The sequence below is a fragment of the uncultured Aquimarina sp. genome, assembly GCF_947492965.1.
GTDB lineage: Bacteria > Bacteroidota > Bacteroidia > Flavobacteriales > Flavobacteriaceae > Aquimarina.
This window is the reverse complement of the sequence record NZ_CANLOZ010000001.1, coordinates 123096-135706: the sequence shown is the minus strand read 5'-3', so window position 1 is coordinate 135706 and position 12611 is coordinate 123096. Positions and strand designations below refer to the sequence as shown.

Annotated in this window: 14 protein-coding genes; 6 read left to right on the top strand and 8 right to left on the bottom strand. The window is 32.2% G+C overall.

All coding sequences use genetic code 11. The features are described from left to right. Positions 1 to 2: 2 nt before the first annotated feature. Together Q1B37_RS00670 and Q1B37_RS00665 are read right to left on the bottom strand one after the other, a co-directional pair. The gene (locus Q1B37_RS00670; RefSeq protein WP_299894277.1) at positions 3 to 755 is read right to left on the bottom strand and encodes a 1-acyl-sn-glycerol-3-phosphate acyltransferase; all 753 of its coding nucleotides are present in this window, start codon (positions 753 to 755) and stop codon (positions 3 to 5) included. A gap of 198 nt (positions 756 to 953) precedes the next feature. Further along, positions 954 to 1364 (bottom strand): BrxA/BrxB family bacilliredoxin, encoded by a 411-nt coding sequence (locus Q1B37_RS00665; RefSeq protein ID WP_299894274.1) that lies wholly within the window; start codon positions 1362 to 1364, stop codon positions 954 to 956. Between the two features lie 199 nt (positions 1365 to 1563). Between Q1B37_RS00665 and Q1B37_RS00660 the strand changes: the two genes are divergently transcribed. Further along, positions 1564 to 2298, top strand: a complete 735-nt coding sequence (locus Q1B37_RS00660) for a TerB family tellurite resistance protein (protein ID WP_299604469.1) — start codon at positions 1564 to 1566, stop codon at positions 2296 to 2298. 74 nt (positions 2299 to 2372) lie between these two features. Further along, on the top strand, positions 2373 to 3425 hold the full coding sequence (locus tag Q1B37_RS00655) for a transglutaminase-like domain-containing protein (protein WP_299894271.1): 1053 nt from the start codon (positions 2373 to 2375) through the stop codon (positions 3423 to 3425). Here the strand turns inward: Q1B37_RS00655 and Q1B37_RS00650 are convergent. The 3 genes from Q1B37_RS00650 to crtD are packed head-to-tail and all read right to left on the bottom strand — an operon-like array spanning position 3422 to position 6679. Then, positions 3422 to 4564 carry a lycopene cyclase family protein gene (locus Q1B37_RS00650; protein ID WP_299894268.1) on the bottom strand — a complete coding sequence of 381 codons (1143 nt, stop codon included), beginning with the start codon at positions 4562 to 4564 and terminating at the stop codon, positions 3422 to 3424. The two genes, Q1B37_RS00655 and Q1B37_RS00650, sit on opposite strands and share 4 nt — an antisense overlap. Further along, entirely contained in the window at positions 4565 to 5191 is a 627-nt protein-coding gene (locus tag Q1B37_RS00645) for a carotenoid biosynthesis protein (protein WP_299894266.1), read from the bottom strand. A 3-nt stretch (positions 5192 to 5194) separates the two neighbouring features. Further along, positions 5195 to 6679 carry a 1-hydroxycarotenoid 3,4-desaturase CrtD gene (gene crtD, locus Q1B37_RS00640; protein ID WP_299894263.1) on the bottom strand — a complete coding sequence of 495 codons (1485 nt, stop codon included), beginning with the start codon at positions 6677 to 6679 and terminating at the stop codon, positions 5195 to 5197. Between the two features lie 94 nt (positions 6680 to 6773). On the opposite strand from crtD, the gene Q1B37_RS00635 reads away from it, so the two are divergent. Together Q1B37_RS00635 and Q1B37_RS00630 are read left to right on the top strand one after the other, a co-directional pair. Continuing rightward, positions 6774 to 7196 carry a hypothetical protein gene (locus Q1B37_RS00635; protein ID WP_299894261.1) on the top strand — a complete coding sequence of 141 codons (423 nt, stop codon included), beginning with the start codon at positions 6774 to 6776 and terminating at the stop codon, positions 7194 to 7196. 27 nt (positions 7197 to 7223) lie between these two features. Beyond that, positions 7224 to 8168: a DMT family transporter gene (locus tag Q1B37_RS00630; protein WP_299894260.1), complete on the top strand. Its 945-nt coding sequence runs from the start codon at positions 7224 to 7226 to the stop codon at positions 8166 to 8168. Positions 8169 to 8369: 201 nt separating this feature from the next. Here the strand turns inward: Q1B37_RS00630 and Q1B37_RS00625 are convergent, their stop codons facing one another. The 3 genes from Q1B37_RS00625 to Q1B37_RS00615 form a co-directional block, all read right to left on the bottom strand. Next, on the bottom strand, positions 8370 to 8519 hold the full coding sequence (locus Q1B37_RS00625; protein ID WP_299894258.1) for a FeoB-associated Cys-rich membrane protein: 150 nt from the start codon (positions 8517 to 8519) through the stop codon (positions 8370 to 8372). 76 nt (positions 8520 to 8595) lie between these two features. Then, positions 8596 to 10692 (bottom strand): ferrous iron transport protein B, encoded by a 2097-nt coding sequence (feoB, locus tag Q1B37_RS00620; RefSeq protein ID WP_299894256.1) that lies wholly within the window; start codon positions 10690 to 10692, stop codon positions 8596 to 8598. A 14-nt stretch (positions 10693 to 10706) separates the two neighbouring features. Continuing rightward, positions 10707 to 10934, bottom strand: a complete 228-nt coding sequence (locus Q1B37_RS00615) for a FeoA family protein (protein WP_299604494.1) — start codon at positions 10932 to 10934, stop codon at positions 10707 to 10709. A 307-nt stretch (positions 10935 to 11241) separates the two neighbouring features. Between Q1B37_RS00615 and Q1B37_RS00610 the strand changes: the two genes are divergently transcribed. Together Q1B37_RS00610 and Q1B37_RS00605 are read left to right on the top strand one after the other, a co-directional pair. Further along, positions 11242 to 11700, top strand: a complete 459-nt coding sequence (locus Q1B37_RS00610) for a hypothetical protein (RefSeq protein WP_299894254.1) — start codon at positions 11242 to 11244, stop codon at positions 11698 to 11700. A gap of 31 nt (positions 11701 to 11731) precedes the next feature. Then, positions 11732 to 12589: a M12 family metallopeptidase gene (locus Q1B37_RS00605; protein WP_299894252.1), complete on the top strand. Its 858-nt coding sequence runs from the start codon at positions 11732 to 11734 to the stop codon at positions 12587 to 12589. Positions 12590 to 12611: the final 22 nt, after the last annotated feature.

The following is a 12611-nucleotide window of genomic DNA, read 5'->3' as shown; positions in this document are numbered from 1 at the left end:
GATTATGATATTTGGGTTTTTATGGTAGAGATTACTCTTTTTTCAGTAATATCCAATATTTCTTCTTTTGTCAATCCTTCTTCAGCAACAGGTTCTTTTACTTCTAACGTAAGATGTAAACCTATTCCCATAGGAAAATTACCATGCTCTACTAATCTCCAACTATTGTTAATAGTTACTGGAACTACTAACGCATCTGGTGCATTTTTGAACAATATTTTTAATCCAGTTGATGCAAACTCTTTGGGTTCCCCAGTTCTACTTCTTGTACCTTCTGGAAAAATAACAGCAGCAAATTTATTTTTAGCAATCGTCTTACCAAATCTTGAGATCTCTGGAATCGACTGTTTTGCATTTTTTCGATCTATTAATGCATGACCACCATATTTCAAATTAAAAGAAATACTTGGTATTCCTTTTCCTAGTTCAATTTTCGAAATAAACTTTGGTTTATGTCTACGCAGGTACCAAGATATTAATGGAATATCAAACATACTCTGATGGTTAGAAACAATAATTAAAGAACGATCTTCTGGTAATTTATGTATATTCTTAAAACTAAATGTTACTCCTAAAAAGTGTAAACACCTCAATAAACAAAGGTTCATTAGATTGACAACTCCTCTATGTCCTTTTGCCCCTCCAAGCTTAAGTCCTAACCATTGTAATGGTTGGAAAACTAATAGGGTAAGTCCAAAAAACAGATAGAAAACTACTGAAAGCGGATACGAAACGATCCTTTTTAATGCCCCCATAACTTCTCTTAGCAATTAATGATTTTGATTTGTGTTACAGTTGTGCAAGGTCTGATATTATTTTTAGAACGCCAATTCTTTAACGCATAAAATTACGATGTCTAAAATTCTAGAAAATTATTCCAAAAAAATTGCCATTCAAAAAGAAAACCGTCTGCTATACAGACGGTTTTCTTTTTGAATTTATGTGCCTAACTCCTAACAATGCTCGTTGTAAGCATCTTTAAGATTTTCTGCAATCATCTCTGCAGGTCTTCCTTCGATATGATGTCGTTCTAGCATATGCACCAATTCTCCATTTTTAAACAATGCCATTGACGGAGAAGATGGTGGAAATGGGATCATATATCCACGAGCTTTATCAGTAGCTTCTCTATCCACTCCTGCAAATACTGTTACTAAATTATCAGGCTTTTTATCATTTGCTAAAGATGCTTTTGCACCTGGTCTTGCATTTGCCGCTGCACAACCACAAACAGAATTTACTACTACCAAAGTAGTTCCTTCTTTTGCTATCGCCGCATCAACATCTGCAGCTGTTTGTAATTCATCAAAACCTATACTAGTTAGGTCTTCGCGCATTGGCTTTACTAAATCTGCTGGATACATATTTCTTTACTATTTTTTTATTTGAAATTTTAAGACAAAGATACAAATAATGTACCATATCCCTATGACTGCCAAGTAGTCGGAAAAGCAAACAAAAACTAACTTTTCGTAACAAAATTCTCGGTGGTAATACTAATATAGTATACTTAAAAATCGTGTAAATAATTCAACTATCTTTACACACCTAAATTTTTCATGAATGATTAAATGGTTTGCGGCTATATTAGGAGGAATATTTTTTAAGGTTCCTGGAGCCATACTTGGTTTTATACTAGGTAGTCTGTTGGATGGAAGAACCAGTAAAAGCGCAGGAAGTTTTACAAACGTTTTTACCCAAGACAAACAAGTGAGTCCAGGAGATTTTGAACTTAATTTACTTTCTCTTTCTTCAATCGTAATCAAAGCCGATGGTCGTATAAATCAAACAGAATTAGATTACGTTCGTCAATATTTTGTTAGTGCCTACGGAAAGGAACGTGCTAATGCAACGTTTAGAACTTTTAATGAAATTATTAAGAACAGAGAGATTTCTGCTCAGCGTATTTGTATGTTTTTAACACAACGTACTCGTTATGCGGCACGATTACAAATACTTCATTTTCTTTTTGGAATTGCCAATGCTGATGGTAACGTAAGCGAAGCCGAAGCTAGAGAAATTCAGAAAATGGCTGGTTTTATGCGGATTAATTTTAGTGATTTTGAAAGTATTAAAGCCATGTTTTTTAAAACAGGTAATCACGCATACAAAATTTTAGAAATTGATAAAAATGCTACTGATGCTGAAGTAAAAAAGGCTTACAGGACCATGGTAAAAAAATATCATCCAGACAAAGTACAGCATATGGATCCGGTGCATATAAAAGGCGCAGAAGAAAAGTTCAAAGAAGTACAAAAAGCCTATGAACAAATCCAAAAAGAACGAGGCCTAACATAATTAAACAATCTCTTTTAAAATATAATGAATAGTTGTATTTTAATTGGTTTAATTTTTGATGCTACATTTATTGTATGTATAAGCCACTAATTTTCTTCCTACTAAGCCTGTTTTCGGCACTTAATATCTATGGTCAGGATTTTGACAAAATAGAGGCTATAGTTCATAAATACCCTACTACATTCAAAACTCCTAAAAAACTTGCTGATCAAATAGCTAAAGATTTTAAAACAGAACTAGATCAGGCCAAAGCTATTTACTCCTGGATCACAAAAAATATATCCTATGACTATAATGAATCAGGAAAGTTTTATTCTGATTATGCTAACTCCTACAAATCTGTAAGTTATAATCCTTTTCCAAGTTTTAGATCTTCCAATTACATAGAATATGATAAGACTAAATCTGGTTCTAAAAAACATCTAAAAACAGAGAAAAAATATAGAGAGAAAATCTCTAAAAGAGTTGTTTCTACTGGAATCGCAGTCTGCGAAGGATATACACAACTTTTTAAAGATGTTTGTGACCACCTTGGTATTACTTGTTTTTATGTGCTAGGAACTGCTAAAAACCAAATACCACATATTGGAAGAGAATATCGTGTTGATCATGCATGGAATATTATAGAAATTGATTTCAAAAAATATCTCATTGATGCTACTTGGGGAAGCACAGGTTATTATAATGTGCAAACACAAGAGTTTATAGAAAAAACAAATTATGATTATTTCGGAATGCCTGCGGAACTTTTTATAAAAGGTCATTATCCAGATTTCTATGAAAACAGCTTATTACCAAAAACGATCAGCAAAAAAGAATTTTTAGATGCTCCGCTTTTCTATCAACATGAAAAAGCAAAAGACTTTAGCTTAATTTCTCCATCAACTGGAATTTTAGATGTTAATACTTCTCAAATCGTAAAATTTGAAATAACCTATAATGAAGTTGTAAATTCAATTATTTATACGATAAATAACAGACAGTTTAATTACCAAGGTGATATCAAACCTGAAAATGGAGTCATTCAGCTTGAAGTAACTATTTCAGAACCCAATCCAAAAGAACTTATAGTATTCATAAATCAAATTCCTATGGTAGGTTTTAAAATCGCAAAGGATTTTAATTAAGAAACCAATCTAACCCAAATTGTTTTTAAAAACTTTGCAGCAGGCATAGAAGACATTATTTTTAGATCTTCTAAAAACGAAGTTTCTTCATCCAAAAATTTGAGAATTTTTTCTGTATCATTATTTCTAAATAATTTTGAAAATAACTCCGAACCTTTATGATTTTCTTGGGACAAAACATCCAAAAACAATAAATCATAATACCAGAACTTGGTTCGCTTATCAAATTTAGACAACTCTCCTCCTTCTTTTATATTTTTGATTAATTGACTGACTTTTTTTTCTGTATTTCGAAATGTAAAACCAGTACTCGCTTTGGTCCATCCACCAGCAGTTCCAATATGAATAACATTCCTGGTATTTTGTTTATTAAACCGATAACAGGTCATCGGAATACATCCTTTTTCTTTCTCGGTGATCTCATATGTTTGAATTCCCTTTTCTCTTAAATATAATTCTATTTCTTTTTCATACGCTGACTCCGAAAGAAGGTCTTTAGAAAAGAGTGTATATTCAAATAGAGCTTCAGTTTTAGAAAATGGTAAAACATACATAAATCTAGTATTTCCTTTCTGTTCTACCTCAAAATCCATAAATGTAGCCGTTAAATGATCAAATTCAGGTGTATCGGTTTTTACAAACCAACCTACAAAATGCTGATTCAATAACGGGTATTTATTTTGATTTTTATATGCTTCGGAGAAAAGTATACTATTAAAAACAGTAGAACCTAAATAAAATCCTTTATCTGTTTCTACTTCAACGATATCTCCTTCATCCACAAATCCCTTAACCGTTTCCTGTATTATTTCTATATTCGGTTTGTTTTTCAAAAATGAGAAAATGAACTGATAAAAGTCTTCGCTTCTTATTAATTTATAAACATAAGGTGTTATATTGATCGTATCAGAAAAATGAGTACTCCCAAAAAAAACATTTTCCCATTTTTTACTAACTATAGGATCCCAAATACCAGCTTCCTTTTCCCAAAAACACCAAGTACGATCATTTTGATTTTTTTCTTCTTTATCAATGAGAAGAATCTGCTTTTTTTCAAAAAACGAATCCATTGCCATATGATAAGCTAACATTAATCCGGAAGCTCCAGAACCCATTATGATGTAATCATATCGCTGCATCTAGAAAAACAAAAATGTAGTAAAAAATATAAATATTGCTATGAAAATATGAATTGACAATGCATATTGCAAGGTTTTGTAAGCTTTTTGAAATAAAACTTGAGCAATACATGCGGTAACTAGCCAACCTATATAATTTTGGATAGGTACTATACCTTTATCAAACTCCCAGAAATCAAACCTAGGAGCAGAAACCTCTATAATTATGTCCAGCGCTACCATCAACAATGCTCCCAAACCTGAAGCGATAAATATATTAGAGTGTATTTTTTTAGCAATTGCAGCAGAGGTATACACCAAAAGAGCCCAATTAACCCCTATTATCCACGGAACGCCTAAAACTTTACTACCTAAATTATCACCATATTGATAATTTCCAAAAATCAATCCATGATTGACCCCTAAATATTCTGTTATCATACCAATAGAAAAGGGGATTAACATTGCAATAATCAATCGTTTCCTTGTATTAGACATCCAAAAAATTAGCACGGTATAAACTGATAAATTCAAAGGAGTTAGTGGTAAGAACCAATCTTCGTAACCACATAGAATACCAATAATCCCAGAAACAGTAAATAACCAGATTACAACGAATGATATAATTTGCTTTCTTTCTGCTGTCATAGATTATTCATGTTTATGCTCTTTCTGAATTAATTCGGCAACTATCTTTCCAGATAGCAAACATAACGGAATACCTCCTCCTGGATGTACACTTCCTCCACAGAAATATAGCTTTTTGATTTTTTTAGAAAAATTAGGATGTCTCAAGAACGCTGCAAACTTATTATTACTACTAGATCCATATAAAGACCCCTGATATGATTGTGTTTTTGTTTCTATACTTCTAGGATCTAAAATTATTTCCGCTTCTATATATTCCTTGATTGGCACATCGAGTAATCTAGTAAGTTTTTCTATAATTTGTTTTCTAGAACGTTCAATAATTGCATCCCAATTTTGACCTTCATTACCGGGAACATTGATCATCACAAACCAATTTTCACATCCTTTTGGAGCATCGTTCGGTTCATTTTTTGCAGTTATATTTACATAAATAGTTGGGTCTTTATACACATCTTTCTTTTCAAAAATATATTCAAATTCCTCTTTATAATTTTCAGAAAAAAAGATGTTATGTAAATCTAATTCTGGGAATTCTTTTTTGATTCCCCAATAAAAAATAAGGGCGCTACTAGATCTTGGTTGTTTTAGAGTTTTTCTCGGTTCCTTTTGATTAGGTAATAACTTCTTGTATGTTGGTACAACATCCATATTAGATATAATAATATCAGCAAGTACCTTAGTTTTATTTGCGATTATACCAACTGCCTTATTATTTTCGATTAAGATTTCTTCAACTTTCGTATCAAAACGAAATTGAACCCCTAAATCTAGTGCTAATTGATATAATGCTTTTGTAATACTATGCATCCCTCCTTTAGGAAAAAAAGTACCATAATGCTGTTCTAAATGAGGAATCATAGACATTATTCCTGGTGTAAGATACGGCGATGATCCATTGTAGGTTGCAAACCTATCAAAAAACTGAACTAATCTTGGATCTTTAAAAATGTTAGCATTATAACTATGTAATTTTGTATTAATACCTAAACTATTGATTCCTGCAATAGCTCTTAATGTGTCCTTGGACAAATATGTAGATAGTTTATGCAATGAATTTTCGAGAAACAAAGAAGATGTAAGGTCATATTTCAATTTACTTCTCTTAAAATATTTTAGAATCTGATCACTTTTTACATCAAAGATTTGTGCCGCTTCTCTTGCAAAATCATTTATGTCAGATAAAGCAGTAAATTTTGTTCCATCTTCGTAGAAATAGTTACAAACCACCTCTTTCTTTGTATAATCAAAGTATTCGGAAATATTTTTATTAGAGATTTCAAAAAGGTTTTCCACAAACTGTGGCATTGTAAAAAGGGATGGGCCACAATCAAATCTATAGCCTTTTTCATAAATTTCTGTGAGCTTTCCTCCAGGATACGAATTAGCTTCAAAAACCACTACCCCAAACCCTTGATTCCTCAAGCGTATAGCCGCAGCCAATCCAGCGACTCCAGATCCAACAATGATGACTTTTTTTTTGGACATATAAGAGTATAAAGATATTATGAAAATTTATAAACTGTTCATAAATTCGGTAATTAATAATAAGTTTTCACATACCTTTAACCTTAAAGCTTTTATGATGAAATACCTTTTGATTTTTTTATTCCTATTCTTTTCTTTCTCAAAAATTGATGCTCAAAGTTCTCATGAGAAAAAAGAATCGCCACAGATCATAACAAAACTAAAAGCTGGTAAAAAAGCCTTGTTTGGAAATAAGGGTATTCACTTTATCAACGTTGTGGAAGACTCGCGATGTCCAACAGGTGTAAGCTGTGTTTGGGCTGGGCAAGCAAAGGTGATTATAGGAATTTATGAAAATGACACCTTGGTAGAAGAAAAAGAATATATCATAAGCGCCAGTGGAATTAATCCCATAAAACCAAAAGAACTATTACAATCAGATAAAAAAACGATTTTTGGTTACAACTTAAGTCCTTATCCAGCGAACGGACAGAAAATTGATCCTTCTAGTTATTATTTAGAATTGCTTGTGAAATAATCAATTTATATTTAGTTTCTTTATCCAATGGTTTCAAACAAAGCTAAAGCCCACATTGCTTTACTCAGTCTTAATATGATTTATGGAGCAAATTATTTAATAGCAAAAGGGCTAATGCCTAATAAAATTGGAGCATCTGCGCTTGTATTTTTGAGAATTACTGGAGCTGGACTATTATTTCTACTTTTAAAATCCTTCGTAAAAGAAAAAGTAGAAAAAAAAGATATTCCCAGATTACTCATTTGCGGTCTTTTAGGAGTAGCTACGAACCAATACTTTTCCATGAATGGTCTTAGCCTAACCTCTCCAGTAGATGCAGCCATTATTGTTACTGCAATGCCTATATTCACAGTAGTTATTAGTTATTTTTTATTAAAAGAACCTCTGACATTGTCCAGAATTCTCGGAATCTTTATAGGAGGTAGTGGGGCTATTTTATTAATTTACTTGGGCAATTCGGGAATAGGAACAGGTTCATTAAAAGGAAATATTTTTATTGGTTTAAACGCCTTGTCATTTGCCTTTTACCTTGTTCTAGTAAAACCAATGATGTCTAAATACCAACCACTAACAGTAATAGTATGGACTTTTTTCTTTGGTTTCATTTTCATGTTTCCTTTTTGCATTGGCCAATTACTAGAAACAGACTTCACAACATACACCGCTAGCAACTGGACATCCCTATTTTATGTAATCATTGGACCAACCTTTTTAGCATACCTATTAAATATGTTTGCGTTACAATATGTGAAGCCTACAGTATCTAGTAGCTATATTTATGTACAACCTGCCGTAGCTATGTTATTAGTGGGTAGTATAGCATATTTCATTGCCGATAGTCAATACAAGGGAGATATCACGGTTCCAAAATTACTATGTTGTGCCTTTATTTTTGTAGGAGTATATTTAATCAGCAGTAACCCTTCTATAAGAAGAAGAAAATATTCTACTCATAAAGAACTTGATACATAATATACTTGGTATTGCTATTCCTAAAGATAAACTTGAAACCACGATTCCTTGGTCTAGAACAAAAAACAGCAATCCAAATACGTTAAACAAAAGGAATACAAAAAACAAACCTCCTTTTAAATCTTTTATAAACTGTTTTTTATTGGATTTATAATCATACCAATAAGCAATAAGAATTATTATAGCAGCCATGATATATGTTTAATGACAACCACAACCATTACTACCGCAAGCACCAGATTTTTTACTCACTGAAGAGGTTTGAGGTTTCCAAAAGAATTTTTTTACTAAAAAACCAATTGCCAAAGCAACAACAACAATCACAAGTATATTTTGAATAAGTAAATTCATAGTTTTTTAGTCGTTTAAAAATACAAAAACTTATCGTCTTCATATTTATAATACATTTATACTAGCAGAAAATATGCTATTTTAAAACTTGATATGCAATAAGTGCTACGCTATATGCTAAAACACTCATAAAGACAAGTTGTGTCATTGGCCATTTCCAACCGTTAGTTTCCCTTTTTACAATTGCTAAAGTACTCATGCATTGCATTGCAAAAGCATAGAACAATAATAATGAAATTCCACTTGCTAAATTAAATAATGGAGTGCCAGTAACCGGATGTACTTCGGCAGCCATTCTATTTTTTATAGTTTCTTCTTCATCACTTCCTACACTATAAATAGTAGCTAGTGTTCCCACAAAAACTTCACGAGCCGCAAAAGAACTAATAATTCCAATACCTATTTTCCAATCATACCCTAAAGGCGCTACGATAGGTTCAATAGCCTTTCCTGCATAACCTATAAACGAATATTCTAGTTTGTGAGATGCAATTTTCTGATCTAATTCTTCTTGAGATAAGTTTGGATATTCTGCAGTAACAATTTCTTCTGCATTACTAAATTGATCATTAGGGCCGAAACTCGCAAATACCCAAAGAATAATAGAAAGTGCCATAATGATCTTTCCAGCACCAAAAACAAACGCTTTCGTCTTTTCTACAACGTTAATAAGCACATTTTTTAATAAAGGAACTTTGTAACCAGGCATTTCTATTACAAAGTAGTTTTTACTTTTTGTTTTAAGTACCTTATTCAATATCCAGGCTGCTCCTACCGCTCCTCCAAATCCTATAAAATACAATAGCATAAGCGTTAAACTTTGATAACTAAACACCCATCCTACTTTTTTATTAGGAATCACAAGGGAAATAATAATTAGATACACTGGTAATCTTGCAGAACAAGTTGTAAATGGGACTACCAAAATCGTTATTAATCTTTCTTTCCAATTTTCAATATTTCTTGTAGCCATAACGGCCGGAATAGCACAAGCTGTTCCTGATACTAATGGAACAACACTTTTTCCACTGAGCCCAAATTTTCGCATTACCCTATCCATAAGAAAAACAACACGACTCATGTAACCACTTTCTTCTAAAATGGAAATAAAGAGAAATAAAAATGCTATTTGCGGAATGAAAATGACAATTCCTCCTAATCCCGGAATAATACCATCTGTAATAAGATCTACAAAAGGTCCTGCAGGTAATAAAGATTTAGTACTCTCACTTAACCAAGCAAATCCCTCATCTATTAGGTCCATTGGATAAGAAGACCAATCATAGATAGCTTGAAATATTAATAATAGGATTGCAAAAAATATAAAATAGCCCCAAAATCTGTGGGTCAATACTCTATCCAGCCGAGCACGTAATCCAGTAGCAGATTTTTCGTCTACAAAGAGACCTTTTTTGAGCACCTGATTAATAAACTGATATCTCTTTATAGTTTCTTTTTGCTGAAATCGTTTTAATTCACTCTCTGATTTAATTTCAAAATCTGGTGATATAGACAGTTTCTTTTTTTCTACTTTTCTGAAATTTACATCCTGAGTAATTACCAACCATAGTTTATACAAAGATTGATCTGGAAAAGCCTTTTGAAGTCTTCCAAAATAATCAGGATCAAAACTTAACGCATTGAGACAAGGTTTTACTGGGAGTGTTTTATAGGATAGAATTAATTCCTTTAGCTCATCTATACCTTGATTTTTTCTAGCACTTATTAATGCAATCTTTGTATTCAACTCTTTTTCTAGCAATGGAATATCCAAGGAAATACCTGTTTTACTCATACGATCTGCCATATTAATGACCAGAATTGTTGGGATTTCTAAATCCTTAATTTGAGTAAATAGTAATAAATTTCTTTTCAGGTTTTCTACATCCGTTACTACCACAGCTACATCCGGAAAATCTTTATCCTTTCTATTGAGTAATATTTCTATCACCACATTCTCATCTAATGAAGATGCATTAAGACTATAAGTTCCTGGCAAATCTAAGATATGAGCTTTTACTCCTCTTGGTAGTTTACAAATACCTTCTTTTTTTTCAACCGTAATACCAGGATAATTACCAACTTGTTGGTTTAACCCTGTAAGCAAATTAAAAACAGACGTTTTACCCGTATTCGGGTTTCCTATAAGTGAAACTTTAATCTGCTTAGCCATAAAAAGTAATCTGGTTAAATAATTTCAATTTCTATTTGTGAAGCGATCTCTTTTCGAATGGCTAGGTGACTACCATTAATTGTAAGATACATTGGGCATTGAAAGGGAGCTGTTTGAACCAACTGCACTTCGTTACCAGGTAAACAACCCATTTCCAGCAACTTAAGAGGAATCGTATCCGAAGTAATTTCTTTAATCAATCCTCGTTGACCTTTTTTGAGATGTGCAATGGTGACTTTCAAGCTTTATTTAGAATAATTTTAAACAAGGCAAAAGTAATGGAAAAAACTCTATTGAGAAAACTATGTACATGATTAATACAAGGTTTTATGATATTTTTTGGAATACTTTCATAAAAGGGTCTGTATCCTATTAGAAAAAGGTGTTTCACCTCAAAAACAGTCCGAAATCCTTGAAATTCAAAATTCTCGGACACTGATACCAGAAATCGAAATTACTTTCAACCCATCTAAATTTAGAAACAGGCGGAAACTGAAAAGCCTTCAATAGAGTAAGAAAAAATTCTATTTGTAATTAAAACCTATAACAATGAAAAATCTTAAAAACCTACTACTTCAGGTATTCTCAATTTGCTTCGTTGTAGTTATCTCTTCTTGTGAAAAGAATAGTGTAGATTCAGAAAACATCAACTTGTTTAATGATGATAAAGCTGATAAAATTGAAAAGTATGATGAATATACCGTTAGAATACCAAAGAAAGATGGTGAATACCTCGTAGCAAGAAACGAAAAAACAGGAAGTAAACTATCCTATAGATTGCGCAATGCTTTTATTACAAGTTTTACAATTTCTTCGTTAGATGGAAAGGTTGATGTCTTCGACAAACTAGTCATCCCTACTGCAGAAAACTTACCACCTTGGAGACCGGATTGTCCTGATGGGTGGGACGAAAAACTAATCTGTTATGTAAATGAAGATGGAATTCTTGTTTCATATACTAGATGCACTCCTACTTCATTTACCATTGGTCTTGAACCAGAATGGTAATAATACTTAAAATCTTTCAAAATTATTAATTATGAAAAATCTAGCTTTATTATTTTACGTAGGTGTCTTGCTTTTTTTAACTTCCTGTCAGCAAGAAAATAGTGATGAAGTTGTAGGACATTTGAAACCATATTCCGAGGAATCTAACGAATTCTATCAGCCTTTGTCTAAAGAAAAACCAACAATAGTAACTAAATCTTTTTTTGGGTCTTATGTTGATTTCAAATATACCGATGGAAAATATATTCTTGGTGATATGATTTTATCTGAAGAGCAAATAGCTACATCCAATAGTTCTTCTAAAGGTACAATCCCAAACAACCCTGCCAAAAGATGGCCAAAATACGGAAACATTTATTTGGTAACGTATTCAATAGATGATGATTTACCCAATAAACAACGTGTGATGCAAGCTATTTCTCATTGGGAAGCTAATACCAAAATACGTTTTATAAACAGGAACTATAATCCACAAGAAAACAATTATATATATTTTACTAATAATGGAGGTTGTTCCTCTCGTATTGGAATGAAAGGAGGGAAACAAACTATTTCTCTTGGTAATGGCTGCACTACAGGAAATACGATTCATGAAATTGGACATGCTATTGGTATGTTTCACGAACAATCTCATCCTCAAAGGAACAAATTTGTCGCTATCAATTGGGAAAATATTGAAGAAGGAAAGGAAGGTAATTTCGTTAAAAAGAGTTACCCTGATGTGAAAACAACTAGATTTAATTTCAATTCAGTGATGATGTATGGTTCTTATTTTTTCTCTAACAATGGGTTGCCTACCATAGTTAAAAAAGATGGAAGTACGTTCACAGTACAACGAAACGGATTAAGTAACCGTGATAAGCAAGTAATTGAGAAAATTTATGAGTAATCCCTAGAAACACAGCTGTCAG

What these genes read in the sequence shown, in the direction of transcription:
- Q1B37_RS00625 (WP_299894258.1), bottom strand. Translation starts at nt 8,519, where the DNA reads ATGAATTTACTTATTCAAAATATACTTGTGATTGTTGTTGTTGCTTTG.
- Q1B37_RS00665 (WP_299894274.1), bottom strand. Translation starts at nt 1,364, where the DNA reads ATGTATCCAGCAGATTTAGTAAAGCCAATGCGCGAAGACCTAACTAGT.
- feoB (WP_299894256.1), bottom strand. Translation starts at nt 10,692, where the DNA reads ATGGCTAAGCAGATTAAAGTTTCACTTATAGGAAACCCGAATACGGGT.
- crtD (WP_299894263.1), bottom strand. Translation starts at nt 6,679, where the DNA reads ATGTCCAAAAAAAAAGTCATCATTGTTGGATCTGGAGTCGCTGGATTG.
- Q1B37_RS00605 (WP_299894252.1), top strand. Translation starts at nt 11,732, where the DNA reads ATGAAAAATCTAGCTTTATTATTTTACGTAGGTGTCTTGCTTTTTTTA.
- Q1B37_RS00655 (WP_299894271.1), top strand. Translation starts at nt 2,373, where the DNA reads ATGTATAAGCCACTAATTTTCTTCCTACTAAGCCTGTTTTCGGCACTT.
- Q1B37_RS00645 (WP_299894266.1), bottom strand. Translation starts at nt 5,191, where the DNA reads ATGACAGCAGAAAGAAAGCAAATTATATCATTCGTTGTAATCTGGTTA.
- Q1B37_RS00650 (WP_299894268.1), bottom strand. Translation starts at nt 4,564, where the DNA reads ATGCAGCGATATGATTACATCATAATGGGTTCTGGAGCTTCCGGATTA.
- Q1B37_RS00630 (WP_299894260.1), top strand. Translation starts at nt 7,224, where the DNA reads ATGGTTTCAAACAAAGCTAAAGCCCACATTGCTTTACTCAGTCTTAAT.
- Q1B37_RS00610 (WP_299894254.1), top strand. Translation starts at nt 11,242, where the DNA reads ATGAAAAATCTTAAAAACCTACTACTTCAGGTATTCTCAATTTGCTTC.
- Q1B37_RS00660 (WP_299604469.1), top strand. Translation starts at nt 1,564, where the DNA reads ATGATTAAATGGTTTGCGGCTATATTAGGAGGAATATTTTTTAAGGTT.
- Q1B37_RS00635 (WP_299894261.1), top strand. Translation starts at nt 6,774, where the DNA reads ATGATGAAATACCTTTTGATTTTTTTATTCCTATTCTTTTCTTTCTCA.
- Q1B37_RS00670 (WP_299894277.1), bottom strand. Translation starts at nt 755, where the DNA reads ATGGGGGCATTAAAAAGGATCGTTTCGTATCCGCTTTCAGTAGTTTTC.